Origin of the sequence: Desulfoscipio geothermicus DSM 3669 (genome assembly GCF_900115975.1) — a bacterium.
Classification (GTDB): Bacteria; Bacillota; Desulfotomaculia; order Desulfotomaculales; family Desulfallaceae; genus Desulfoscipio; species Desulfoscipio geothermicus.
The window spans coordinates 1-22,805 of record NZ_FOYM01000039.1 but is presented as its reverse complement, the minus strand read 5'-3'; the positions used below and the strand labels follow the sequence as shown (position 1 = coordinate 22,805).

Genomic DNA, 22,805 nt, shown 5'->3' with positions numbered 1-22,805 from the left:
CGCACTCGTAATGCGCAGGCCGTCGGTTCAAATCCGACCGTCGGCTCCAGTAATGATAAGGCCTTCGGGGTTTGCCCGGAGGCCTTTTGGCGTTTTGGTACCGTTTTATTAATTATGTTTAATGTGTTATTGCGAGTTTTTTTGCTATGTGCAATAGCACCTTAGGAAAAATTACTTGCAAAAAACTGCTAATCTGATTTAAATTAAAGGCAATCATCTAAGTTTGTTAAGGATTGAATGCTCATGCTTAAAATCGGTGCACGTATATTAAAAACTAGTATTGCCGTTACTGTAACCATGTTTATTTGTAATTTACTTAAATTGGAACCGGCTATCTTTGGTGCTGTATCAGCGGTCGTAAATGTGCAACCATCCGTATATTTGACCATCAAAGCAGCCAAAGAGCAGATTATTGCTCATGTTTTAGGCGTAGGTGTGGGGCTTATATTTGGTTATGTTTTTGGTGGTAGTCCGCTCACAATGGGAGTCGCTACATTATTTTTGATCTCCTTATTTGTAAATCTGAACTTAAAAAATGGTCTTCTAATGGGTATAGTTGCAGCCATTTTTATTTTAAGTTCTTCACCGGACCAGTTTCTTTCTCATGCTCTCGACCGATCAGCAGTTATTTTTATTGGTCTTGTAATAGCCATGCTTATTAATGTTACATTATGGCCTCCTCGTTATGGGCAGTTGCTGACCATTAAATTACGTGAAAGTAACGATACAGCTGTTCATTACTTTTGCCAAGCTGTTAAAGACTTTGTTCGTCTTGAAAATGAACAGATACCAGTACCCCATACAGAGAAAGAGAAGGTTGATAAGTTAATTAGTGAATGCCGGGTATTGGCCGAACATGCCCGAAGGGAAAGATATAACACAGTTAATAATTACGAATCCCTAGACCCTAACAGTTGGCTTCCTTTGGCTGAAAAGCTAATAAATTATAGTGAAATGCTAGTGATAAAGGCTGACCAAATCTACGAATTGTTACCTAGTCGGCTTGAGAGGCGGCTAAAACACGGGGCTAATCCAATAAGCAGTGAATTCCAGTCCATGCTCAATATATTGGAGAGTGGATGTTTTACTGTAATAAGGGTCAATAACAAGCTCAAAACCTTGGTCTGTGATAAAACATTAGTAAAGCCGGAAGAAATTAGTGAAACTTATTGGGAGAGCCTCACAGATGTAATAGATAAATGGCATGATAGGTTTTCTGGTAGTTATTATCTGCACGCATTAATTGAAATTGGTGTGGTAGCCAGTGAAATAAGATGGGCATCCCGAGAAGGTAAAAAGCTTATTAATAAGATAATCGGTGTAAATTCAACTACATTAAATAACAAAACTTAATATGCACATCTTAAACATACTGTTCATCAAGTTGATGTATAAGTGTCATTGCGGGTACATATGCCAAAAAACCAAGTGCCTTCTTTTTTAACTTAATCTTGTTAAATTCCTCATGTATTAAACATCACTTCCATGTAATTCTAAAAAGGAGTTCCTGCAAAAGGAACTCCCTTTGGGTTCGCCCGGCATGTCTGCCGAGCCGATGGGTTGAAAGAAACCCTGTCACCCAACCAGCGGGAAGACAACCCGTAGGCAAGGGCGTCACTGGCAACGGTGGGGTCCGAAGGAAGTTGTGCCCGGCTCCGGTAAATTTGACAGGACCGGCCTCGATTCCTACCGGGAGGCCAAAGAAAGCATAAATAAAACTATATCTATTGATGCAATGGACTGTCTGGCTAATTATAACTGGCCCGGAAACGTACGCGAAATGGAAAATTTAATTGAGCGGTTATTGGTAATAACTGTCCACGATAACATCAAGCCCGCCAACCATTAGCCGGTTATACCTGTTCCCAAATGGAGGCGGTTTTTTTTAACCCGATGCGATGCAGCATGATGCGATTATGATGCAGATACCTTTTTTCGAATTTTTTGCTATTTGTAGCATGCAAATCCAGGGCATTTCAGGTGTATGTATCAACTGGCAGCGTTTTTGCAATATAAAATTAACAATTAATTTTATATTTAAATAATTTGAAATTTTTACAAAGCTAACATACCTAACAACTCTTAAAAGTAAACCATCATGACCCCTAACGGGTCACAACCTCAATGAAAATGCATGAGCTATTTTCAGATTAAAAATAGCAATAGCGATGCATGCCGATGCATCTAAAAATTATAAGGGAGTGATAATTATCAAGGACGTAGTCATTGTGGCAGGCGCCCGCACCCCGATTGGTGACTTCGGCGGTGCCCTGCGCTCGGTAACGGCCGGTCAACTGGCGGTGGTAGTAATCAAGGAAGTAATTAAACGTACCGGAGTAAACCCGGCGGAAATTGACGATGTTATCCTGGGTTGCTGTGTCCAAAGCAGTGAGGAGCCCAATATAGGACGTACCGCAGCCTTGATGGCCGGCCTCCCGGATAACGTAACCGGCATGACCATCCAGAGGCAATGCGCCTCCGGCATGCAGGCTATTATTTCAGGCTATCAGCAAATTATCACCGGCGATTCGGAAATCGTTTTAGCCGGCGGCACTGAGAGTATGAGCACGGCTCCTTACGTGCTTAAAAAAGCCCGCTGGGGCATGCGCCTGCAGCACGGGGAATTCACTGACGCCCTGTGGGAAACCCTCACCGACCCCATTCATAAAATAATGATGGGCGAAACAGCTGAACGACTGGCGGATAAATACGGTATCACCCGGGAGGAACAGGACATTATTGCTTATCGCAGTCACCAAAACGCTATTAACGCTATCGAAAAGGGATACTTTGCCGGGGAAATCGTACCGGTACCGGTGCCCCGGCGCAAAGGGGATCTGGTTTTGGTCGACCGGGACGAGCATCCTCGGAACGACATCAGTATGGAAAAATTGGCCAAGCTGTCACCGGCTTTTCGTAAAAACGGAACGGTTACAGCAGGGAACGCCTCCGGCCTGAATGACGCCGCTGCTGGGGTGCTGCTCATGTCGGAAGAAAAGGCCCGTCAATTGGGTCTAAAGCCCCTGGCCCGCATAGTCAGCCACGCCCGTGCCGGAGTGGAGCCCGACCTGATGGGCTACGGCCCGGTACCGGCCATTAAAAAAGCCCTGCAGCGGGCCGGGCTGGCGCTGGCCGACATAGACTTGATCGAGCTGAACGAAGCATTTGCTGCCCAGTACCTGGCCTGTGAAAAATTACTGGACTTAAACCGCGAGATCGTCAACGTAAATGGCAGCGGAGTTGGCCTAGGTCACCCGGTGGGGTGTACCGGGACCCGCATTGTAGTTACCCTGCTCAATGAAATGGAACGGCGCAATGCCCATTACGGCCTGGCCTCGTTATGCGTGGGCGGCGGTATGGGTGTTGCCGTAATAGTGGAAAGGGAGGTATAACGTAATGACCATAAAAACCATAGGAGTTGTAGGAGCAGGCACCATGGGTGCAGGAATTGCCCAGGTGGCTGCCAGAGCCGGCTACAATGTAATTATGCGTGACGTAGCCGACGAATTTGTTAACCGCGGGAAATCAGTTATTGAAAAGAACCTGGCCCGGGATGTCAAAAAAGAAAGAATGACCAGGGAGGAAGTAGACGCCGTGCTGGCTCGTATTAAGGGTACCACCGCACTGACCGATCTGGCCCCCTGCGATTTTATTATCGAAGCTGTAATTGAAAAAATGGAACTAAAAAAAGAACTCTATAGCGAACTGGATCAAATTTGCAAACCCCAAGCCTTTTTTGCCTCCAACACCTCGGGACTTAGCGTAACAGAGATGGCCGCAGTTACTAAAAGGCCAAATAAATTTATCGGCATGCACTTTTTTAACCCCGTGCCCGTTATGAAACTGGTGGAACTGATCCGGGCCGCCGAAACAGACGACGATACAGTAGCCTTAACACAAGAATTGGTGCAGAAAATGGGTAAAGAGTACATTATGGTCAACGAAGCGCCCCTGTTTGCTGTTAACCGCATCCTCGTCCCCATGCTCAATGAGGCTATGTTCGTATTAATGGAAGGGGTGGCCTCGGCGGAAGATATTGACAAGGGGATGATGCTGGGCGCCAATCATCCCATCGGCCCCCTGGCCCTTTCCGACTTAATCGGGCTGGATACCTTGCTCATGGTGTGCGACACCCTGTATATGGAAACAGGTGACTCCAAGTATCGCCCCTGTCCACTGTTGCGCAAGCTGGTGCGGGCCGGACACCTGGGCCGAAAAACCGGACGTGGTTTTTATAACTATAAATAATAAATGTATAGGTTTTGGTAAATTAAACAACTGGCAGCAGTTGTCTGCTGTCAAGAAAGCAATACTAAAAAATCTGCAAAAGAAAGGGGTGAACAGCCTGGTTTCCTGGCATGTTCACCGGAAAGAACTGTTAGGTATAGGGTAAATCCCATACTCATAAGTTTGCGGTATGACAGTTGTACACGCTATGAAAGGCTGCTGTCAAAAGTTAACTACCGAGGCAAGGGTAACACCCTTTCCGGGCAGGACGGTTGCCGTAAAGCGACCGGCGGTGATCCAAAAAGGTGAACCACCCGGAACATAGGCGAGAGTCTATGGCCTGGCAGTTGAATCCTGTGACACTGCCGCCCGTTTGTCGGACGGTGAAAAAGTTATCGAAATCTGTTGTTGATAGATTTTGATAGGTTTTAGAAACCAGGTTATTCAAGTGTCATATCAATTAACCGAAGAACAGGAGATGTTGCGCCAGATAGTAAAACGGCTGGCGGAGGATAAAGTGTCGCCACGGGCAGCGGAAATAGATGAAAAGGATGAATATCCCTGGGATCTGAAAGAGCTTATTGCTGAGCAGGGGTTACTGGGTGCCGGAATACCTGAGGAGTATGGTGGAACGGGTGCCGGGCTGCCTTCTGTGTGTCTGATTGTTGAAGAGATTGCTAAATCTTCCGCCTCCGTGTCCCTGATAGTTGCAGCCCAGGAGCTGGGAATGATGCCTATTCTGGTGGGTGGCTCCGAGGAGCAAAAACAAAAATACCTGCCGGGCATTGCTGACGGTGACCAAATTGCCGCCTTTGCCCTCACCGAACCCAACGCCGGCTCCGATGCCGGCAGTGTGAAGACAAAAGCCGTCCGGGAAGGGGGCAAATATTTGCTTTCGGGTCAAAAATGTTTTATTACCAACGGCAGCATTGCGGACGTATTTACCGTTTTTGCTACCACTGACCCTAAAGCCGGGTTAAAGGGTCTGAGTGCGTTTATCGTGGAGAAAAATTACCCCGGTTTAAGCATAGGTAAAAAGGAACATAAAATGGGCATCCGGGGTTCAGAAACTACCGAAATAATTTTTGATAATTGTCCGGTGCCTGCGGAAAACCTTATTGGTAAGGAAGGCGATGGATTTAAAATTGCCATGATGACTCTGGACCGCACCCGTCCCGTCATCGGAGCTCAGGCCGTCGGTATAGCCCAAGGTGCCTTGGATTACGCTCTCAATTATGCCAAGGAACGGGTTCAGTTCAGCAAACCAATTGCATCCTTCCAGGGTATCCAGTTTATGCTGGCCGATATGGCTACCAAAGTTGAAGCAGCCAGGCAACTGGTATATAAAGCCGCTTTTCTTATTGAAAGTGCTGCGCAGAATAATGTTTCCGCAAATGAAATAAGTCGTTTTTCTTCAATGAGTAAACTTTTTGCCTCGGATGTGGCCATGCAGGTCACGGTGGACGCCCTGCAAGTCCTGGGTGGTTACGGCTATATGAAAGAATATCCGATGGAACGCATGATGCGTGATGCCAAGATTACCCAGATTTACGAGGGAACCAATCAGATTCAGCGTGTGGTGATTGCTAAAAATATTTTAAGCGATAAATAAAAATATATTTGGGTAAGTTCTCAATTGGGAACTCACCCAAATATGCAAAATTTTCTTAATAGTAAGCACATAAATAAAATTTGAAAAATTCAGATACCCGAAGCTGTTTTGGGATTTATTACAAAATATTGAGATAGGAGGTTTTCCATTGAAATTTTTGCCACCTTTAAGTGAAAAGGAAAAAGAAAAATTTAATGTGATTAATAAAGAAAATCTTGATTTTATCCGCAAGAGGTATAATAAGGTAAACCGCTGGGTTATTGCCGATATGGTTCGCCGTAGTGCCTACCGCTATCCCGACAAACCTGCCCTGATTTTTAAAGATATCACATTAACTTATGCCCAACTTGAGGAAGAGTGCAACCGCTTCGCCAATGCCCTCCTGGACTTGGGAATACAAAAATATGACCGGGTAGCCATATTGGCCCATAATACTATTCACCATGTGATAGCCTGGCTAGGTACTGCCAAAGCGGGTGGGATCTATCTGGCAATAAATTATTTGCTCAGGGGTAAAGATATCAGTTTTTGTATCAACCACTCGGAGAGTAAAGTTTTTATTGTGGAAGATGCTTTGTACGACCTGGTCAAGGACGTGCTGGACGATATGCCTATGGTTAAAACATTTATCTGGTCCAATCAGGGGAAAGGAGAAGCTGCCATTGCCGGGTTTACCGATTTTGATTCCTGGTATCGTAAGTATCCGGTCAATGAACCTGATGTGGAATTAAACATTGAAGATCCGGTGCAAATGACCTATACCAGCGGTACGGAAACTTTGCCCAAAGGGGTTATACTTACCAACCAGTCACTCATTGCCGAATACACTGGTTGTATAATTGACGGGCAGTATACCACGGATGATGTCAATCTTAATGCTTTGCCCATTTTTCATTGTGCCCAGCGTGACGTTTTCCTTAACCCCTGCCTCATGCTCGGGGCCACCAACGTGCTGTTGCTACAGGCCGATCCCAAGCAGATAATGGAATACGTAGAAAAATATAAGGTAACCATGTTTTTCGCCCCGCCTACTGTATGGATCGGCTTAATGCGGCACCCTGATTTTGAAAAGCGCGACCTCAGCTCCATAACCAAGGGGTATTACGGGGCATCCATTATGCCGGTTGAGGTGCTAAAAGAATTACAGAAAAAGCTACCCAATTGCCAGCGATTTTATAACTACTATGGACAGATAGAGCTCAGCCCGTATCATACCATACTTAAACCTCAATTCCAGATATCAAAGGCGGGCTCGGCGGGTCAGGGTGGATTTGCAATGGAAACCCGCATTGAAGATGATGACCACAAACCCATTAATAGTCCGGGAGAACCGGGTGAAATCTGCGGTCGCGGACCTCATGTCATGCTGTTGTACTTTAAGGAAGCTGAAAAAACTGAGGCTGCTCTGGCCCACGGCTGGTTCCATAGCGGAGATATTGGTGTTCTGGATGAAGATAACTTTGTATCTGTTGTTGACCGTAAAAAAGATATGGTTAAGACTGGAGGTGAAAACGTACCCACTCGTGAAGTGGAGGAGGTAATTTATAAGGATCCACGGGTGTCCGAAGTGGCAGTAATCGGTTTACCGCATGACAGATGGGTGGAAGGGGTTACCGCCATAATAGTACCTAAAGCTGGCCAGACCATCAAAGAAGAAGAAATTATTAATTTGTGCAAGGAAAACCTGGCCGGATTTAAAGTGCCCAAAGGAGTTATCTTTATCGAACAACTACCCAAAACTCCCAGCGGGAAAATATTAAAACGGGATCTACGACAGGAATATAAGGACTTTTACGGTAAGTAAAAATTTTATAAAAGGTGGGCTCGTTCTTTTTTTGAATTTGGATTTGAATTCAATTAACTTAAACCCGCGTTCGATAGCAAATAGGCATATATCGCCGTTTTTGAATGCAAGAACCCAATAACCATTTTAAGAAAATTTCCCCAAAACAGTTAACGCTGTAATCACCTGTGTTAACGTTTAACTGGCCGGAACTCCCGGCCTTTTTTCTTTTTGGCGGTGGGGGTCCGGCCCTCCCCGCGACCGTGGCAAAAATTACTGTTTCAGAAGCCACTCCCGGCTTATTGGTAAATGTTCCGTCGTTCGGGAGATGCCCGGTCTTTCACCGGAGACGGTGAAGCTTGCCATTAAAAGTCCATGGACAGCTGTCTGCCCGACCTGCAGCAAAGGGCCCATAGGAATGCATGCCTAGTCAACCAGGTCACACGCGGCCTGGATCGGACCCGTAAGATTTGATTTTTACAGGGCAGCCGGGTGGTTTCTAGCTTCCTTATTTCCTACTTTTCGCTCTGGCAAAGAAATATTTGATAGCAGGAGAATATTAGAAAAACGCGAATTATTGACCAGAAAAAGCATTAGTTTTAGTTGGGCAGGTGATATTTGTGTCCTGGTGCCTTAATCAGAGAATCTATTAGGCGGGTGCCGAGTCATGCAATATTAATAGGGTTGTGCCGGTTGATTGGCCCCATACGTTATCTGCCATTTACCAGGCACGATGCAATCTGTTTCATGGCGGGAAAAGTTTTATGCATGGCAGGGACCGAGATTTTGTTCGCTATGCTTTTTTATTTTGTGGCATATTTTGGGCAATGAGTATCTATTAAAAAAACTGTCTAAAACAAACTGAAACATTATGATTGAGCAAAGGCGAACTTAGCAGCGACAATTAGCCTGTTGATTTGGTAATAATAGATTTAAAAGTAAGGGTTGTTTCAGCTTACCGGCACCTGTTCTATCCAAGCGGTGAATATGGCGCAGTGGCTGGATTGGCGCAGCACAGAGTGGCCAATCCTTTCGGCTATGACAGAGCTTTTAAATATGTGCCAATGATGAGCTACTGGAAGAATTAAAAAACAAACATAAAACACTTTGGGGAGATACCCAAGTTGTAATGGACCCTATGGCCGGAGGGGGAAGCATTCCGCTCGAGTCATTAAAATATGGTATAACCACTTTTGCCAGTGACTTGAATCCGGTAGCATTTGTAATAGAAAAAGCATCTATTGAATATCCGGCTAAATTTGGCGATTCACTGACAAAAGATATAGTTATATGGTAAGGAATGTTTTCCCGGATTTTTTATCATGCCAGGGCTTATAGCTGGTGCAGGATTCCATAGCCGAAAATATATGTACCAGTCCCGGATGTTCTCCACGTTCTTTGAGGATCTCTTTAATTCGTTTTTCTTTGCGAAATTCTTTGGTCTTGCGGATAAACTCAATTTCTAAGCCATTTGCTTCAGCAATACATTCAGCGTTGTTCCGGATTTCTTCTCGTAAGGTTTGGGCGAACTTTGGGTAATCAAATATTTTGATGCCGTTTGCATTAAGAAATGATGTCATGCCCTGGTCGAAGCACCAGCCGGGCAGGGTGCCCTGAATTATGATTCGGTCATAACAAGAGATGACACCGGCAATTTGTTTATTATAGCGTTCGGTTAGCAGCACTATTGTTACCTCCATGCGAAAAAGGTTGCTTTACTCTTTCAGCATGGATTGATTATTTCCTTTTGGGTTCCGGCTTGTCCGGGTTAGGCAGTTGAACAAGTATTAAATGATTAACCAAGAGACGAAATCAGCGCCCCGGCATAAACGGCAGTACCTATTACTCCGGCAACATTGGGCCCCATGGCGTGCATGAGCAGGTAATTTTGCGGGTTTTCCTCGGCGCCCATAATATGCACCAGCCGCAAAAAGGTATCCGCAGTGGAGCTCGGTGATGTTGTAATCACCGGGGTAGTTGACAGTGATAAAGCGAAAAACCTGACTTATCCGCACTGCGGCCGGTGGTTTAGAATAGGGTGAATACGAAAAGGATAGAACCATTTGTAGGGTACTACAAATGGTTTCACCTGACGTATAGAAAATAGTTTTATCTTCTCGGCTTTCTGGATGCTGTTTCCTTCTCCGTCCTCATAAACATGGGCATAACTTCGGTATTAAACGCGGCCAGACCGGTGTTGATTTGATCCATCGCTTCCCTCATACTGTTAAAGTTTGACTCAGTGCATTAAGTCTTTGCACGGGATTCGGGGTATCTGCAGCCATCAGTAAAATTACGGCTGCCGGCGGGTTATTGAAAAAATGGGAATTGTCCGGCATTCGCCACCCTCCTTTGGAACTTTTTTATCCAGAATATGTTTCCACCGGCCGGTTTGCTGCTAAGTTGCCGTGAATTTGATTGAACTTATCATCCATGCTCAGCTTGAGCATGATTTTATGTGGCAGTTTAAAAACTAAACGCCCCATTTAATTTTTGAACAAGGCTTAAGACAGGGCCTTGTTTTTTTGTGCTTTTCTTATTGGCATAACAATTGCTTTTTATAGTGATCTAAATTATCAAAATTTATTGAAAGGGGGAGGCCAATGTTTGCGTACAAGTCATTTCTTTTTACTCCTGGTAACAATGCCAAGCGTATGGAAAAAGCTCTTTCAGCCGGTGCAGATGTTCTAATATTTGACCTGGAAGATGCAGTAGCTATTTCCGAAAAGGCAAACGCACGAAATACTATTACAGGTTGCTTGGAGTTGCCGCGTAGTTGTAAGGTTTATGTTCGGATAAACGGTCTTGAAACAAACTTTTGGCATGACGATTTAATTATGGCGGTACAACATGGCGCAGACGGTGTGATGCTTCCTAAGGCAGAAGATGATGAACAGATTAAGTTTATTGACAAATTTTTGACAGAACTTGAATCCAAACAAGGGAAATCCCCTATTGACCTAATCCCACTTGTGGAAAGTGCCCGGGGAGTAATTCTTGCCTTTAACATTGCATGTGCCGCAAAAAGGGTATCAAGGCTGGCGTTTGGAGCTTTAGATTATACGATGGATATCGAGACCTCGTTTTCCGGTGAAGGTACAGAAATTTTTTATGCAAGGTCACACCTGGTTAATGCTTCACGGGCAGCAGGGATCTTACCTCCGGTGGATACGGTTTTCCCGGGTATCAAGGACCAGGATGGGTTTGAAAGGGACCTTTTAATAGCTAAGCAGCTTGGGATGTTTGGTAAGTTACTTATCCATCCCAATCAAATTGAGGCGACGAACAGGGTATTCTCCCCATCTGAAGAGGAAATTGAGTGGGCGAGACGTATTTTGGCAGCCTTCGAAGCAGCTGAAGCTGCCGGGCAAGGAGTTGTTCAAGTCGACGGCAAAATGGTTGATTATCCGGTTGCTGATAGAGCAAGAAGAATTCTAAGTCAGGTAGATCGAAATTAAAAGAGGGACTTCATAAAGTAAGTCTTTATTATCGAAAGGAAGTGTTTTTATGGCCAGGCTACTGGAAAACCTCAGTAAGGAATTAGTTAAGGAATCGGGCGTATCTGTTCCCCGTTTTGCGGTCGCCAAAAATAAAGAGGAGGCGGAGCAACTATTCACGGAATTTGACGGGGAGGTTGTCTTAAAGGCATTAGTCCCCGTAGGTAAAAGGGGCAAGGCGGGTGCCGTAAAGTTTGCCGCTACCGCACAAGAAGCCGGAGAACAGGTCTCGGAACTTCTGGGTATGACAGTACGAAACTATCCTGTAGAAGAAGTATTGGTAGAAGAAAAAATTGATATTGCCAGGGAACTTTATCTTTCCATCACTATAGATAAAGTAGTTAAGCAGCCCGTTATAATTGCTTGTACCGAAGGTGGTATTGATATAGAGGAGATTAATCAGAAATACCCGGAGAAAGTTTTAGCTTATCATGTTGATCCTATTCGAGGCCTGGAAAGCTACCAAGCTAAGGAAATATGGTCGGGATTAGGTGTTAAAGGTAAAGAACTGCAGATGCTTACGGGTGTAACTTCCCGTCTATACAAAGTGTTTGACAAGTTTGATGCCTACCTTTTGGAAATTAACCCGCTGGTAATTACTGAGTCAGGTAATGTAATGGCTGCAGCAGTTGTTATGGCAGTTGATGACAGTGCGCTATACAGACACCCGAGTCTTTCGGGCAGGGTTCAAATGGGTACTGAGAGAGCGTGGCGTCCTTTAACAGAACTGGAGAAGCAAATGGTAGCCGTAAACGAATCTGAACCTTACAGGGGTACGGCCAGGTATACGGAGATGGACGGAGGAGATATCGGTTTTATGTGCGGCGGTGGGGGAGGAAGCCTGCTGTTATTTGATGCGCTGGTTAATGCCGGAGGCAGCCCCGCAAATTATTCGGAATTTGGAGGTAACCCTTCGGCTGAGAAGGTTTACGGTTTAACAAAGGGTATTCTTTCCAAGCCGGGAGTAAGGGGATTGTTTGTTGCTCAAAACATCACTAATAATACACAGGTGGATTTGGTTGCCCTGGGCGTAACAAGGGCGTTAAGGGAAATGAACATTGACCCGCAAAAGTTTCCCGTTGTGGTAAGGGAAGCCGGTGTTAATGAGACTGAAGCCAGAGAAATATTTGCAAAGGCCGGCGTCGAATACTACGGTGATGAAATTACCATGACCCAGGCAGCTAGACGTATGGTGGAAAAAATGAAGAAAACTTATGCCGATTATTAAGATAGGAGGTAAGTTAGATGGCTATTCTCATTGACAGAAACTCCAAGATTTTAATACAGGGTATTACGGGGCGCGAGGCGTCAATGGTTACCAAGCACACGCTGGATTATGGGTCGCCGGTAATTGCAGGAGTAACTCCGGGTAAAGGCGGTACTGATGTCCACGGAGTTCCCGTGTATGATACCGTTAAGGAGGCTATGAATAATCACGAAATTAATACGGCCGTTGTATATGTACCACCGGCTTTTGTTTATGATGCGGTGGTCGAGGCTTTGGATAATAATATAAAATTTGTGTTCATTGCTACGGAAAACGTGCCCCAGAAAGACGTAATCAAGTTTCTTTACCTTGCAAAACAGAAAGGTGCTCGGGTCGTGGGACCAAATTCGGTTGGGATAATTAGCCCGGGAGAAAGGGTGAAAGTAGGTGCAATTGGAGGCGATAATGTAGAACGGTGCTTTATCTCCGGTCACGTGGGAGTTATTTCCAGAAGCGGTGGTATGACAGCGGAAACATCGTGGATGGTTAAGCGTGCCGGATATGGCATCAGTACTAGCGTCAGCATTGGTGGAGACCCGTTGATTGGTTCACCTCCGGTGGATTTACTTAAATTATTTGAAGCTGATCCTGACACGCACGCCGTGGTTACATTTTCCGAGCCTGGTACCACTTTTGAAGAGGATATGGCTGACTTTGTGAAGGCGGGTGGATTTACTAAACCGCTGATTTCTTTCGTAGCCGGACAGTTTACTGAGAACTTGCCCGAGGGTACCGTATTCGGACATGCGGGGGCAATTATTTCCGGAGGGGCGGGTAAACCGTCTCAAAAAGTTAAAAGACTTAAGGAGGCAGGTATGCTGGTTGCAGACGAATTCGACGATATAATAACTTTATTGCAAAAAGCGCTTAGTTAAAGGAGATGCCTATGCATAAAACGCTATCTCATCAGTTGGCCGAATTTACAGTTAACTTGAAATTCAAAGATTTGCCTACCAGTACTGTACGGCTTGCTGTTTTAAGTTTTTTGGACTGGTTGGGGTCCGGGATACGAGGCGGCAGGGAATCTCCGGGACGTATTGTAAGGGAAATGGTCGCGGAAATGGGTGGTAACCCGCAGGCCACTATACTTACAACCGGAGAAAGATCGTCAGCCCTTGGGGCTGCACTGGTTAACGGGGTCAGTTCCCACATTCTCGAACTGGATGATGTTCATAAAGCGTCTATTTTTCACCCTGCCGCACCTGTAATGCCGGCAGCCTTGGCTGCGGCGGAACTTGTACAGGCAGATGGAAAAAAACTAATTGAGGGTATTGTCGCCGGTTACGAGGTGGGAATTCGCATAGGTGAAGCTGTAACACCCAGCCATTACAAAAAATGGCATACTACCGGCACTTGCGGTACTTTCGGAGCTGCCGCGGCAGCAGGAAAGATATTGAACCTTAATGTTGAAGAAATGGTTCACGCTCTCGGTAATGCCGGTTCTCAAGCGGCCGGTTTATGGGAATTTATTGAAGACGGAGCTATGACCAAGCACCTCCATCCGGGAAAGGCAGCCATGAATGGCTTACTATCCGCCATTTTGGCTTCCAAGGGGTTTACAGGTGCGCGCCGGATTTTAGAAGGAAAGAGAGGCTTTTTTGTCAGTACCGCAAAGGAATACGATGTAGGCAAAGTTGTAGCAGGTCTTGGGAATAAATATAAGATTGAGGAAAATTGCTTTAAAATACACTCTTCATGCCGGCACACCCACGCGGCTCTGGATGTGGTGATTGGACTTGCTGAAAGGGAGAACATAATACCTGCAGAAGTTGCCTCTGTGAAGGCAGGGGTTTACCGGGTAGCCCTGGACATTGTGAATAATCCCGATCCGAAAACCGTATACGCGGCTAAATTCAGTCTGCCCTTTTGTTTAGCACTGGGCCTTGTCAAGCGCAAAGCCGGGCTGGAATATTTTAGCTTGGAAACTCTCAGCGACCCGGTTATCAGAGAAGTAATGAAAAAAATCAAAATTGAAGTTGATCCCGAGCTGGAATCAATGTATCCGGAACGGTGGCCGGTGAGGGTGACGATAGGGACTAAGCGGGGTACTTTTAAAGGAAAGACGGACTATCCTAAAGGTGACCCGGAGAACCCTGTTTCCGGGGAAGATCTTAAAAAGAAGTTCTATGATCTGGTATTACCGGTATTGGATGAAGAGAAGGTTCGGAGCATTGTTAAATCAGTGATTAACTTGCCTGAAGCCCGGTCTCCGCAGGATGTGTTAAAATGGCTGGCTAAAAATTAATTATGAATTATTTGTTTTTCATCAAAGAATATGTGTTATAGTTTCTCAGCATAAATGTATTGATTAAGCTTTAAAAACTGGTCGTAGGAGGGAAATAACATGATTACCCACGATGTGGTAGTTGTTGGCGGCGGCCTGGCCGGGCTTATGGCTGCAACTACGGCAGCAGGAAGCGTGGACGTAGCAGTCTTAAGCAAACTTTATCCGACTCGCTCTCATAGCGGTGCAGCGCAAGGGGGATTTAACGCCGCCCTCAGTGAGGATGATAGTGTGGAGTCACATATTTTTGATACCGTAAAAGGCAGCGATTATCTTGGTGACCAGGATGCCATAGAGGTCCTGTGCTCTGAAGGCCCGGAAGTAATAAAAGAGTTGGAATGGGCGGGCGTGCCTTGGTCTCGCACGGAAGACGGCAGGGTTGCCCAGCGTTCATTGGGTGGAGCGGGGTTCCCCAGGGCATGTTTTGCAGCAGACCTTTCCGGTCATGTAGTTTTGCATACTCTTTATGAACGTGCCCTTAAGTTGGGAGTTAAAACCTACCCTGAATGGTACCTGGTGGAGTTACTGGTAGAAAACGGGCGAATAAGCGGCCTGTTTGTATACGATCTGGCATCAGGACGGACAGAAATCATTAGATGCAAAGCTGTCATTTTGGCTACGGGAGGATACGGCAGGGCTTTCGCCAAAACTACAAATGCCTTTGCCAATACCGGCGACGGAATGACCATTGCTTACCGCGCCGGGGCGAGATTGGCAGATATGGAATTTGTACAGTTCCACCCCACGACTCTGTACGGGACAAATGTCCTTGTGTCTGAGGCGGCACGCGGCGAAGGGGGCTATTTATTTAACAACCGGGGTGAGAGGTTTATGGACCGCTATGCGCCCCGGAAAATGGAGCTTGCTCCCCGCGATGTAGTTTCCAGGGCCATTTTTAATGAAATCAAAGAAGGCCGGGGAGTTGAGGGGAAATATGTAAATCTGGATTTAACCCATCTGGGAGAAGCCAAGATCAAAGAGCGATTACCCCAGGTTCGGGACCTGGCTTGCCGGTATACAGGGATAGACCCGGTGGAAAAGCCTATTCCCATTGAGCCTGCCCAACACTACAGTATGGGAGGTATTCGCACTGATTTAAACTGTGAAACCAACATAAAAGGATTACTGGCAGCAGGAGAGGCGGCTAATGTAAGTGTGCACGGAGCTAACCGCCTGGGAGGTAATTCGTTGTTGGAAACAGTGGTTTTCGGCCGGAGGGCTGGACGAAGGGTGGTAGAGATGGTATCTAAAGAAACAGCATGGCCGGAGTTACCTGGCGAATCGTTGGAGAGGGCCGAGGAAAATTGGAAAAACAACTTTGGATCCAATAGTCCCCTTGATCCCCGGGATAATATTTTTAAGATCAGGCGAGAAATGAACCGTACCATGACTGAATATGTAGGAGTTTTTCGTACGGAATCTGAATTAAAACAGGCAGTAGATATATTGGCAGGTTTAAAAGAACGCTACAGTACCCTTAAAGTCAGCCGCAAGGAAGAACCGTTTAATTACGAGTTAATAGAGCATATTGAAGTGGGATACCTGCTTGATCTAAGTGAAATAATTGCCTTGGCTGCCCTGCGCAGAACCGAAAGCAGGGGAGCGCATTACCGCACCGACTTCCCCCAACGTAATGACCAGGATTGGTTGAACCACACCATAATATGGCGCGGGGAAAAAGGCCCGGAATTCGGTAAGGAACCAGTCTCCATCACCAAATACCAGCCGGTTGAAAGGGGGTATTAGTCCATGCTGATTAACCTATCAATTGACCGTTTTGATCCGAATTGTGACCGGGGTGCTTACAAACAACAAGTAAAAGTGGAAGCTAAGGAGAACGAAACAGTTTTGGACGCATTAATTAAGGCTTGGCAGCAAGATCCTACCATCTCTTTCCGCCGGTCTTGCCGCAGTGCCATTTGCGGTTCCTGCGCCATGGAGATTAATGGAGAGCCGCGTTTGGCCTGCCAAACTTTGCTTAAAGATGTTGTTGATTCTAACGGTAACTTGTCACTGGGACCCATGTTCGGGTTCCGGCGTTTAAAGGATTTAGTGGTTGACCTGCAGCCCTTTTTCGATTCACTAAAGGATATTATACCTTGGGTTTTAACGAAAAATAATCATGACGGGCGTATGACCCCGGAGGATGCAGCCAAAATTGAGAACCCGGCTACCTGTATTTTGTGCGGGTTGTGTGATTCTGAGTTGGGTGACGGGCGAGAGATAGGTCCCGCGGCCATTGTTAAAAACCACCGGCTGGCTCTGGATGCCAGGGATATGCTCGGTCTGGTGCGGCTGCAGTTAAACCGTAAATATCCAGAGGAAATGGCTGCTTTCAGGGAAAATCTTAAAAGTTTCTGTCCCAAAAAGATTAATCTACCGGAAGTTTAATTTTTAAATAAAAGCATGGGGAGCCATGGGGACGGTTCGAGCGTCCCCGAAGCGCAGCGAAGGGCCGAAGGGAAGACGATGGAACCGTCCCCGTGGCGTCCCCGGGAGAATAAGTATTTATAGGGAGGTTTTCTTGCAATGAACTGTAGAGGTTGTAAAGACAGAAAATGTTACGTTGAGGGGAAAACCTGCTTTCCGTGGACCGAAGAAATAGAAAAAGCCTATAGCGACCCTATAAACAAAAAGCTATTGGCAACGGCTACGGCACTTGAGGCCAATTTTTATATGGAACTTACAAGGGTGGAGGAAGTCATCCGGTTTGCACAGGAAATGGATTACCACACTATTGGAATCGCTCATTGTATTGGGCTGGCCAGAGAGGCAGAGGTTATCGCCTCTATCTTTGAGAAGTGGTTTACAGTAAAAGTAGTTTGTTGTAAGGTGTGTGGGAAAAACAAAAAAGAGATGGGCTTGCCGCAAATAAAAGAGGATCGTTTTGAAGCTATGTGTAATCCCGTAGGGCAGGCTATGAATCTTAATAAAGAAAAAACAGATCTTAACCTGCTTGTCGGCCTTTGTGTAGGCCATGATATTTTATTTGCGAAGTATTGTGATGCTCCTGTAACCACTTTGGTGGTTAAGGATCGCGTTATGGCTCATAACCCATTGGGGGCCATCTATTCCCGGTATTATCTAAAGAATAAGTTTAATGTTCCTGGAGTTATATAGTAATTAACTGGCAAATAGGGTAAAATAGAAATTAAATTATTATTATTGTTTAAGAGGGTGATGTTTTGTTACCGCGCGTTCTTATCACCTCACCTTATCCCGATTTTACTAAGTTAACGGAAGATATCTGCTGCGAACTTTCAGTTGAGCCTGTTATAATTGAGGCTGTACTTGAAGATGCTGTACAAAAAGTATTGAAAATAACTGAACGGGATGAAATTGAGGTTGTGGTAAGTCGCGGTGGTACAGCTGCTGCGCTTAAAAATAATGTATCTGTTCCTGTAATTACAGCTGAAGCCAGTGATTATGATATTTTACAAGCCTTGTGGGAAGCAAAAAATATATCGTCCAAAATTGCTTTTTTAGGCTCATATTATCACCAGGGCGGATACGAGTTTAAAAAACCGGAGAAAATCTTAGGCATTAATATCAAGCAATATCTTTATCGAAACTATGAGGAACTGGAGAACATGGTTCTCCGTGCCTATGAGGATGGTATGGAGGTTGTGGTCGGGGGTGGGCAACCTGCTGTAAACATGGCAAAAGCTATGGGTATGCGCGGGATACTTATATATTCCAGCCGGCGCAGTATTGTCCAGGCGATTGAAAGGGCCAAGGAAGTTATTAGAATCAGGAGGCATGACAGGAAATACACCCAGCGCCTTCGAACAGTAGTGAATTCTGTGGAAGAAGCGGTTATTCTGGTGGATGAACAGGAACGGGTAATGTTTATTAACAGAGTCGCTGAAAGAATCTTGGGTCTTGATAATCGTGTTGTGATGAACAAACAAATCAAGGAATTGAACAATTTATGGTTAGCCGGTGTTTACCAGGATGGAATCCCTTGCGACGGTCACCTGCAGGAACTGGACAATACAAAAGTGGTTGTTAACCGGTACCCGGTCAATTCAAAAAACGAAAACTTTGGGGTGGTTGTTACTTTTCAGGAGCTCACCAGGTTGCAACAACTCGAACAAAAGACCCGGCGTAAGATTTATCATAAGGGGTTGGTAGCCAGATTTTCTTTCGATGATATTATAGGTGAAAGCAGGGCAATCAGGGAGGCAATTGAGACTGCAAAGAAATACGGACATACCGACTCTACTGTTTTGATTACCGGTGAAACCGGAACGGGTAAAGAGTTGATGGTTCAAGGTATACACAATATAAGTTCGCGTAAAGAAGGCCCTTTTGTTGCTGTAAACTGTGCTGCGTTACCCGAGAACCTGTTGGAAAGTGAACTATTTGGTTACGAAGAGGGTGCTTTTACCGGTGCCAAGAAAGGTGGCAAACTTGGCCTGTTTGAATTGGCGCATGGTGGGACCATTTTTCTTGATGAGATTGGCAAAATACCGTTTTCTCTCCAAGGACGGCTTTTACGTGTTCTGCAAGAAAAAGAGGTAATGCGCCTTGGAGGAAGCAAGGTAATACCTGTAAACGTTAGGGTGATTGCTGCAACTAACCTGGAATTAAGTGATGCGGTACAGAAAGGAGATTTTCGTGCAGATCTCTACTATCGACTTAATGTTTTAAAACTTAAATTACCCCCTCTACGTGAAAGGGAAGGGGATATTGAGCTGTTGACGAATCATTTTATATCGTCATTTAACAAAAAATTCAGAAAAAATGTAAAATATATTCCTAAGGAAATTAGAGATTGGATAAACCAGTATCAATGGCCTGGAAATGTTCGGGAGTTAGAGAATTTTATCTAAAGGTTGGTCGTTCTTTCGAACGGTCAATCCTTAAATAAAGACCTTGTGTGCAAAATTATAGAGAATGCAGATGAAGGGATTTTATTATCCGCATCCAAAGATTGTATTACAGTACAGATCGGTACACTGGAAGAAATGGAAAAAGAAATAATTAAAAAAATGGACAAGAGATTGGGTTTTAAAAAGAATAAGTTGGCCAAAAAACTAGGAGTTAGCAGGACAACCCTCTGGAAAAAGTTGAACGAATTATGATCAGAATTCAAAGGGGTAATTTGTCCAAGGGGAGATATACAGTGAATATTGCACCTCAAAAAGTGGAAGTGGATGCTGATGTGCTTATTATAGGAGGTGGGCTGGCGGGTTTAATGTCCGCCATCGAAGCGGCACGGATTGTCCGGAATGTAGTATTGGTAACAAAGGGTCTAGCGGGAAAAAGTGGTAATACCATCATGTCACGTAATGGTATGGCCGCTGTTTTGGAAGAGGGTTATGACGGGGATTCCGTGGAAAAGCACGTTGAAGATACTGTAAAGGCAGGAAAACAGATAAATAACATTAACATGGTTGAAGTATTTGCAAAAACGGCATGTGAGGCCATTAAACGGTTGGTTGATCTGGGAGTTCCCTTTCTAATGGAAAACGGAAGTCTCCTTAGAAAAGGCTCTCCGGGGCATTCCTGCAAACGGTTTCTTACCGTTGACAGCAGTGCCGTAAGATCCCCGCAAACAAAGGGGCTTGCCTTGACACTCCCCCTTGTGCGCGAGGTCGTCAGGTTAGGAGTGCGTGTGGTTGAAGGGGTACTTATGACTGATGTGCTAAAACATGAGGATCAAGTTGTGGGTGCCCGGGGGTTGGATAGAAAAAAAGAAAAGATATGGGTATTTCGCACATCCAGTGTTATCCTTGCCTGTGGCGGTGCCGGGGGAGTATACTTCTTATCAACCAATTCCGCCGATGTTACTGGCGATGGTTATGCGCTGGCACTACGTGCGGGGGCAGGTCTTAGAGACATGGAATTTGTCCAGTTCCACCCGGCGGTGGCCTTGGGGCCGCCACGGATGGTTATGTCCACTGCTCCCTTTGCGGATGGTGCTGTTTTGCGTAATAAATATGGTGAAAGGTATATGGTGCATTATTCTCCGGATATGGAAATGGCCACAAGAGATGTTATGGCCCGGGCAAATTTTAATGAAATAAATGCAGGAAGAGGGACCGAACAAGTTAGCGTATATATGGACTTTACTGCTATTCCTGAAGAGGTCATGTCAAAAAACTACAGTGATTTGTATAGTTGCCTCAAGGGAAGGCAGGTAATTGAAGTTGCCCCTGCCATGCATTTTATGATGGGGGGAGTTGCTGTGGACGGAATGGGGCGTACTGATATTGACGGCCTGTACGCAGCAGGGGAGACGGCCGGGGGGCTTCACGGTGCTAATCGCCTCGCCGGCAATGCTCTTACAGAGGCAGCTGTATTTGGTATGATTGCCGGTAGGGACGCAGCACAGCGGGCAAAAAGGATAAAAGCTGTACCAAAGGTTATTTCAGACCGACCTTTGTTTGGGCAAAACAATGGTACTAAAGGTAGCACCCTGAATGTTAGTGAGATAAGAAAGACGGTAAGAAAAATAATGGGTAAGAAAGTGGCTTTGGTTAGAAACGGTGCAGAGCTGGAAGAAGCTGTGAGTGTCATTAAGGATTTCAAAAAACAGCTTTTTAATTCAAACATAAGGGATTGGAATGAATTGCTCGAGCATTGTCAATTATTCATGATGCTTGATGTAGGAGAGGCCATTGCTGAAGCAGCATTAAAAAGAAAAGAAAGTCTGGGAGCCCATTACAGGGAGGAAGATTAACCTTCAAATGTGCTTGAGACACAGCGAAATATTATATTAGATAATGGGCCCGTGTATTTAAAAAAATGGAAATTATTAGCCGACAAGTAACTCTGCCGGGTAACTTTGTTTTAACCGCCTTCGAGAAGGGGTAAAACGATTATTAAATCTCCTTCACTAAGTGCGTCTTCGGTAGTGGCTGTTCTGCCGTTTTTAACAATTAATATAGGTTCTTCCGGCGGGATGCCAAAATAATCAAGTATCGAAATCATTTTGGCTCCTTGGGGTAATTCAATGGCAATTTCCTTTTGGCCTTCTGGTCTATATTTAGACATTGTTAATTCCAATTGCACAGTTATCTTCATTTTTTTTTTTTTTTTTTTTGTCCTTACCTGAATCCGTGAACTAAATATTAGAAAACCGCCCATAACAGGTGAAATATTTAGTATAATAAAGATATGCAAAGATAATCAAGATATCAATAATTCACCTGTGGGGTGCACACATGAAATTCGTTATCGAACAGTCTAACGAATACCTTACTACTCATTCCGGGCTTACATTTGTAGGTGCTCTTATTGCTAAAACAACCTAAAAAAAGCGACTTGATAAATCAAGAATACCAGGTGTATATACACCAAATATATCACATGGTGATGTAGTTACTTCATACATTGACTTATTGTGCCAAGGAAAAAGCGACTTTGATCACATCGAACCGTTTAGAGAAGACGACTTTTTTGCTATATCTCTAAATGTTACTAAGGTGCCTTCCAGTCCAACTTTACGGCAGCGATTGGATATGGCCGGTAAAAACGAACAATGGAAGCAAATTATTTTAGAACTCAACTTTCGCAGTAACAAGCAGCCAGTCGTTCCTTGAAAAACGAGGGTAAATTGCTGATCAAGTAGTCGATCAGCTTGCGGATCTCCGCCTCCGCCAGTTGCAGCTGCTCTTGTAAAAACCGCTCCATCAGGGAGAAAATCCTCTGTAGCGCATCTACCAGACTGATATCCTGCAACTCGTCGCAGCAGATGTAGAAGAGGTTGCCGATGGTTCTCGGGTCTTCGCCGTTTCGGCTCTCCAGAGCCAGCATAATGTATCGGATGAACACGATGGTAGTATGCGCCACCATGGAATCGTAGGAACGTCCCTGAAACTCTGCCTCTCCCCCGATTTGATAGACACCAAGTTAAGAGTGTATAGTATTAACAGGAGGTGCTGGAAGCTGTGGGAGAGGAAAGGCGAGTATACAGTAGTGAATTTAAAAAGGAAGCTGTTGAACTCACCAAAACCAGCGGTAAAAAGATTAGTCATATAGCTAAAGATTTAGGAATCAGTGTAAGCAATTTAAGACGCTGGTGTAGAAATTATAACGAATATGGAAATAACAGTTTCCCTGGTCATGGTAAACGAATTCCTGGTACATCTGAAGAAGAGGAAATCCGGCGTCTGAAAAGAGAACTT

21 protein-coding genes and 1 pseudogene are annotated in these 22,805 nt (G+C 45.0%); 18 read left to right on the top strand and 4 right to left on the bottom strand.

The genetic code is table 11. The annotated features are described in order from the left end of the window. The first annotated feature begins 243 nt into the window (after positions 1–243). From BM299_RS17125 to BM299_RS17100, 6 genes are all read left to right on the top strand, one after another. Positions 244–1,353 (top strand): FUSC family protein, encoded by a 1,110-nt coding sequence (locus BM299_RS17125; protein WP_092487312.1) that lies wholly within the window; start codon positions 244–246, stop codon positions 1,351–1,353. 292 nt (positions 1,354–1,645) lie between these two features. Then, complete coding sequence (locus tag BM299_RS17120) at positions 1,646–1,849, top strand: AAA-type ATPase lid domain-containing protein (protein ID WP_092487310.1); 204 nt, start codon at positions 1,646–1,648, stop codon at positions 1,847–1,849. A 361-nt stretch (positions 1,850–2,210) separates the two neighbouring features. After that, positions 2,211–3,392 (top strand): thiolase family protein, encoded by a 1,182-nt coding sequence (locus BM299_RS17115; RefSeq protein WP_092487318.1) that lies wholly within the window; start codon positions 2,211–2,213, stop codon positions 3,390–3,392. A gap of 4 nt (positions 3,393–3,396) precedes the next feature. Then, positions 3,397–4,248: a 3-hydroxybutyryl-CoA dehydrogenase gene (locus BM299_RS17110; protein WP_207545230.1), complete on the top strand. Its 852-nt coding sequence runs from the start codon at positions 3,397–3,399 to the stop codon at positions 4,246–4,248. Between the two features lie 427 nt (positions 4,249–4,675). After that, positions 4,676–5,839, top strand: coding sequence for an acyl-CoA dehydrogenase family protein (locus tag BM299_RS17105; RefSeq protein ID WP_092487307.1), 1,164 nt, complete (start codon positions 4,676–4,678; stop codon positions 5,837–5,839). 148 nt (positions 5,840–5,987) lie between these two features. Then, the gene (locus BM299_RS17100; RefSeq protein WP_092487305.1) at positions 5,988–7,643 is read left to right on the top strand and encodes an acyl-CoA synthetase; all 1,656 of its coding nucleotides are present in this window, start codon (positions 5,988–5,990) and stop codon (positions 7,641–7,643) included. Between the two features lie 1,265 nt (positions 7,644–8,908). On the opposite strand, the gene BM299_RS17095 is transcribed toward BM299_RS17100, so the two are convergent. Then, the gene (locus BM299_RS17095; RefSeq protein ID WP_207545229.1) at positions 8,909–9,307 is read right to left on the bottom strand and encodes a hypothetical protein; all 399 of its coding nucleotides are present in this window, start codon (positions 9,305–9,307) and stop codon (positions 8,909–8,911) included. Positions 9,308–9,417: 110 nt separating this feature from the next. Then, complete coding sequence (locus BM299_RS19755; protein WP_092487302.1) at positions 9,418–9,606, bottom strand: sodium ion-translocating decarboxylase subunit beta; 189 nt, start codon at positions 9,604–9,606, stop codon at positions 9,418–9,420. 619 nt (positions 9,607–10,225) lie between these two features. On the opposite strand from BM299_RS19755, the gene BM299_RS17085 reads away from it, so the two are divergent. From BM299_RS17085 to BM299_RS17040, 10 genes are all read left to right on the top strand, one after another. Further along, entirely contained in the window at positions 10,226–11,080 is an 855-nt protein-coding gene (locus BM299_RS17085; RefSeq protein ID WP_092487299.1) for an HpcH/HpaI aldolase/citrate lyase family protein, read from the top strand. Positions 11,081–11,129: 49 nt separating this feature from the next. Further along, positions 11,130–12,347, top strand: coding sequence for an ATP-grasp domain-containing protein (locus BM299_RS17080; RefSeq protein ID WP_092487296.1), 1,218 nt, complete (start codon positions 11,130–11,132; stop codon positions 12,345–12,347). A 17-nt stretch (positions 12,348–12,364) separates the two neighbouring features. Further along, positions 12,365–13,261 (top strand): succinate--CoA ligase subunit alpha, encoded by an 897-nt coding sequence (locus tag BM299_RS17075; protein ID WP_092487293.1) that lies wholly within the window; start codon positions 12,365–12,367, stop codon positions 13,259–13,261. An 11-nt stretch (positions 13,262–13,272) separates the two neighbouring features. Next, positions 13,273–14,631 carry an MmgE/PrpD family protein gene (locus tag BM299_RS17070; protein WP_207545228.1) on the top strand — a complete coding sequence of 453 codons (1,359 nt, stop codon included), beginning with the start codon at positions 13,273–13,275 and terminating at the stop codon, positions 14,629–14,631. A 99-nt stretch (positions 14,632–14,730) separates the two neighbouring features. Then, a complete protein-coding gene (locus tag BM299_RS17065; RefSeq protein ID WP_092487287.1) occupies positions 14,731–16,416 on the top strand; it encodes an FAD-dependent oxidoreductase in 1,686 nt (561 codons plus the stop codon). A gap of 3 nt (positions 16,417–16,419) precedes the next feature. Then, the gene (locus BM299_RS17060) at positions 16,420–17,061 is read left to right on the top strand and encodes a succinate dehydrogenase/fumarate reductase iron-sulfur subunit (protein ID WP_092487285.1); all 642 of its coding nucleotides are present in this window, start codon (positions 16,420–16,422) and stop codon (positions 17,059–17,061) included. 138 nt (positions 17,062–17,199) lie between these two features. Beyond that, a complete protein-coding gene (locus BM299_RS17055) occupies positions 17,200–17,790 on the top strand; it encodes a DUF1847 domain-containing protein (protein ID WP_092487282.1) in 591 nt (196 codons plus the stop codon). A gap of 65 nt (positions 17,791–17,855) precedes the next feature. Then, positions 17,856–19,505 (top strand): sigma-54-dependent Fis family transcriptional regulator, encoded by a 1,650-nt coding sequence (locus BM299_RS17050; protein ID WP_092487279.1) that lies wholly within the window; start codon positions 17,856–17,858, stop codon positions 19,503–19,505. 135 nt (positions 19,506–19,640) lie between these two features. Further along, the gene (locus BM299_RS20510; RefSeq protein ID WP_165608407.1) at positions 19,641–19,757 is read left to right on the top strand and encodes a helix-turn-helix domain-containing protein; all 117 of its coding nucleotides are present in this window, start codon (positions 19,641–19,643) and stop codon (positions 19,755–19,757) included. A gap of 68 nt (positions 19,758–19,825) precedes the next feature. Continuing rightward, the gene (locus BM299_RS17040) at positions 19,826–21,358 is read left to right on the top strand and encodes an L-aspartate oxidase (RefSeq protein ID WP_207545227.1); all 1,533 of its coding nucleotides are present in this window, start codon (positions 19,826–19,828) and stop codon (positions 21,356–21,358) included. A 110-nt stretch (positions 21,359–21,468) separates the two neighbouring features. Here the strand turns inward: BM299_RS17040 and BM299_RS19130 are convergent, their stop codons facing one another. Next, on the bottom strand, positions 21,469–21,684 hold the full coding sequence (locus tag BM299_RS19130) for a ubiquitin family protein (protein WP_131820677.1): 216 nt from the start codon (positions 21,682–21,684) through the stop codon (positions 21,469–21,471). Positions 21,685–21,842: 158 nt separating this feature from the next. On the opposite strand from BM299_RS19130, the pseudogene BM299_RS20095 reads away from it, so the two are divergent. After that, a pseudogene (locus tag BM299_RS20095) lies at positions 21,843–22,181 on the top strand (IS1380 family transposase); the annotation flags it as partial. A 1-nt stretch (position 22,182) separates the two neighbouring features. Here BM299_RS20095 and BM299_RS17030 read toward each other — a convergent pair. Next, positions 22,183–22,452, bottom strand: a complete 270-nt coding sequence (locus tag BM299_RS17030) for a hypothetical protein (protein WP_131820676.1) — start codon at positions 22,450–22,452, stop codon at positions 22,183–22,185. Between the two features lie 116 nt (positions 22,453–22,568). Here BM299_RS17030 and BM299_RS17025 point away from each other — a divergent pair. Further along, on the top strand, positions 22,569–22,805 hold a 237-nt coding region (locus tag BM299_RS17025; protein ID WP_165608405.1), incomplete at its 3' end, for a transposase.

Excerpts from the sequence above, each read along its gene's own strand:
- BM299_RS17055 (WP_092487282.1), top strand. The coding sequence starts at position 17,200 with ATGAACTGTAGAGGTTGTAAAGACAGAAAATGTTACGTTGAGGGGAAA.
- BM299_RS17065 (WP_092487287.1), top strand. The coding sequence starts at position 14,731 with ATGATTACCCACGATGTGGTAGTTGTTGGCGGCGGCCTGGCCGGGCTT.
- BM299_RS17125 (WP_092487312.1), top strand. The coding sequence starts at position 244 with ATGCTTAAAATCGGTGCACGTATATTAAAAACTAGTATTGCCGTTACT.
- BM299_RS17085 (WP_092487299.1), top strand. The coding sequence starts at position 10,226 with ATGTTTGCGTACAAGTCATTTCTTTTTACTCCTGGTAACAATGCCAAG.
- BM299_RS17060 (WP_092487285.1), top strand. The coding sequence starts at position 16,420 with ATGCTGATTAACCTATCAATTGACCGTTTTGATCCGAATTGTGACCGG.
- BM299_RS20510 (WP_165608407.1), top strand. The coding sequence starts at position 19,641 with ATGGAAAAAGAAATAATTAAAAAAATGGACAAGAGATTGGGTTTTAAA.
- BM299_RS17110 (WP_207545230.1), top strand. The coding sequence starts at position 3,397 with ATGACCATAAAAACCATAGGAGTTGTAGGAGCAGGCACCATGGGTGCA.
- BM299_RS17070 (WP_207545228.1), top strand. The coding sequence starts at position 13,273 with ATGCATAAAACGCTATCTCATCAGTTGGCCGAATTTACAGTTAACTTG.
- BM299_RS17080 (WP_092487296.1), top strand. The coding sequence starts at position 11,130 with ATGGCCAGGCTACTGGAAAACCTCAGTAAGGAATTAGTTAAGGAATCG.
- BM299_RS17075 (WP_092487293.1), top strand. The coding sequence starts at position 12,365 with ATGGCTATTCTCATTGACAGAAACTCCAAGATTTTAATACAGGGTATT.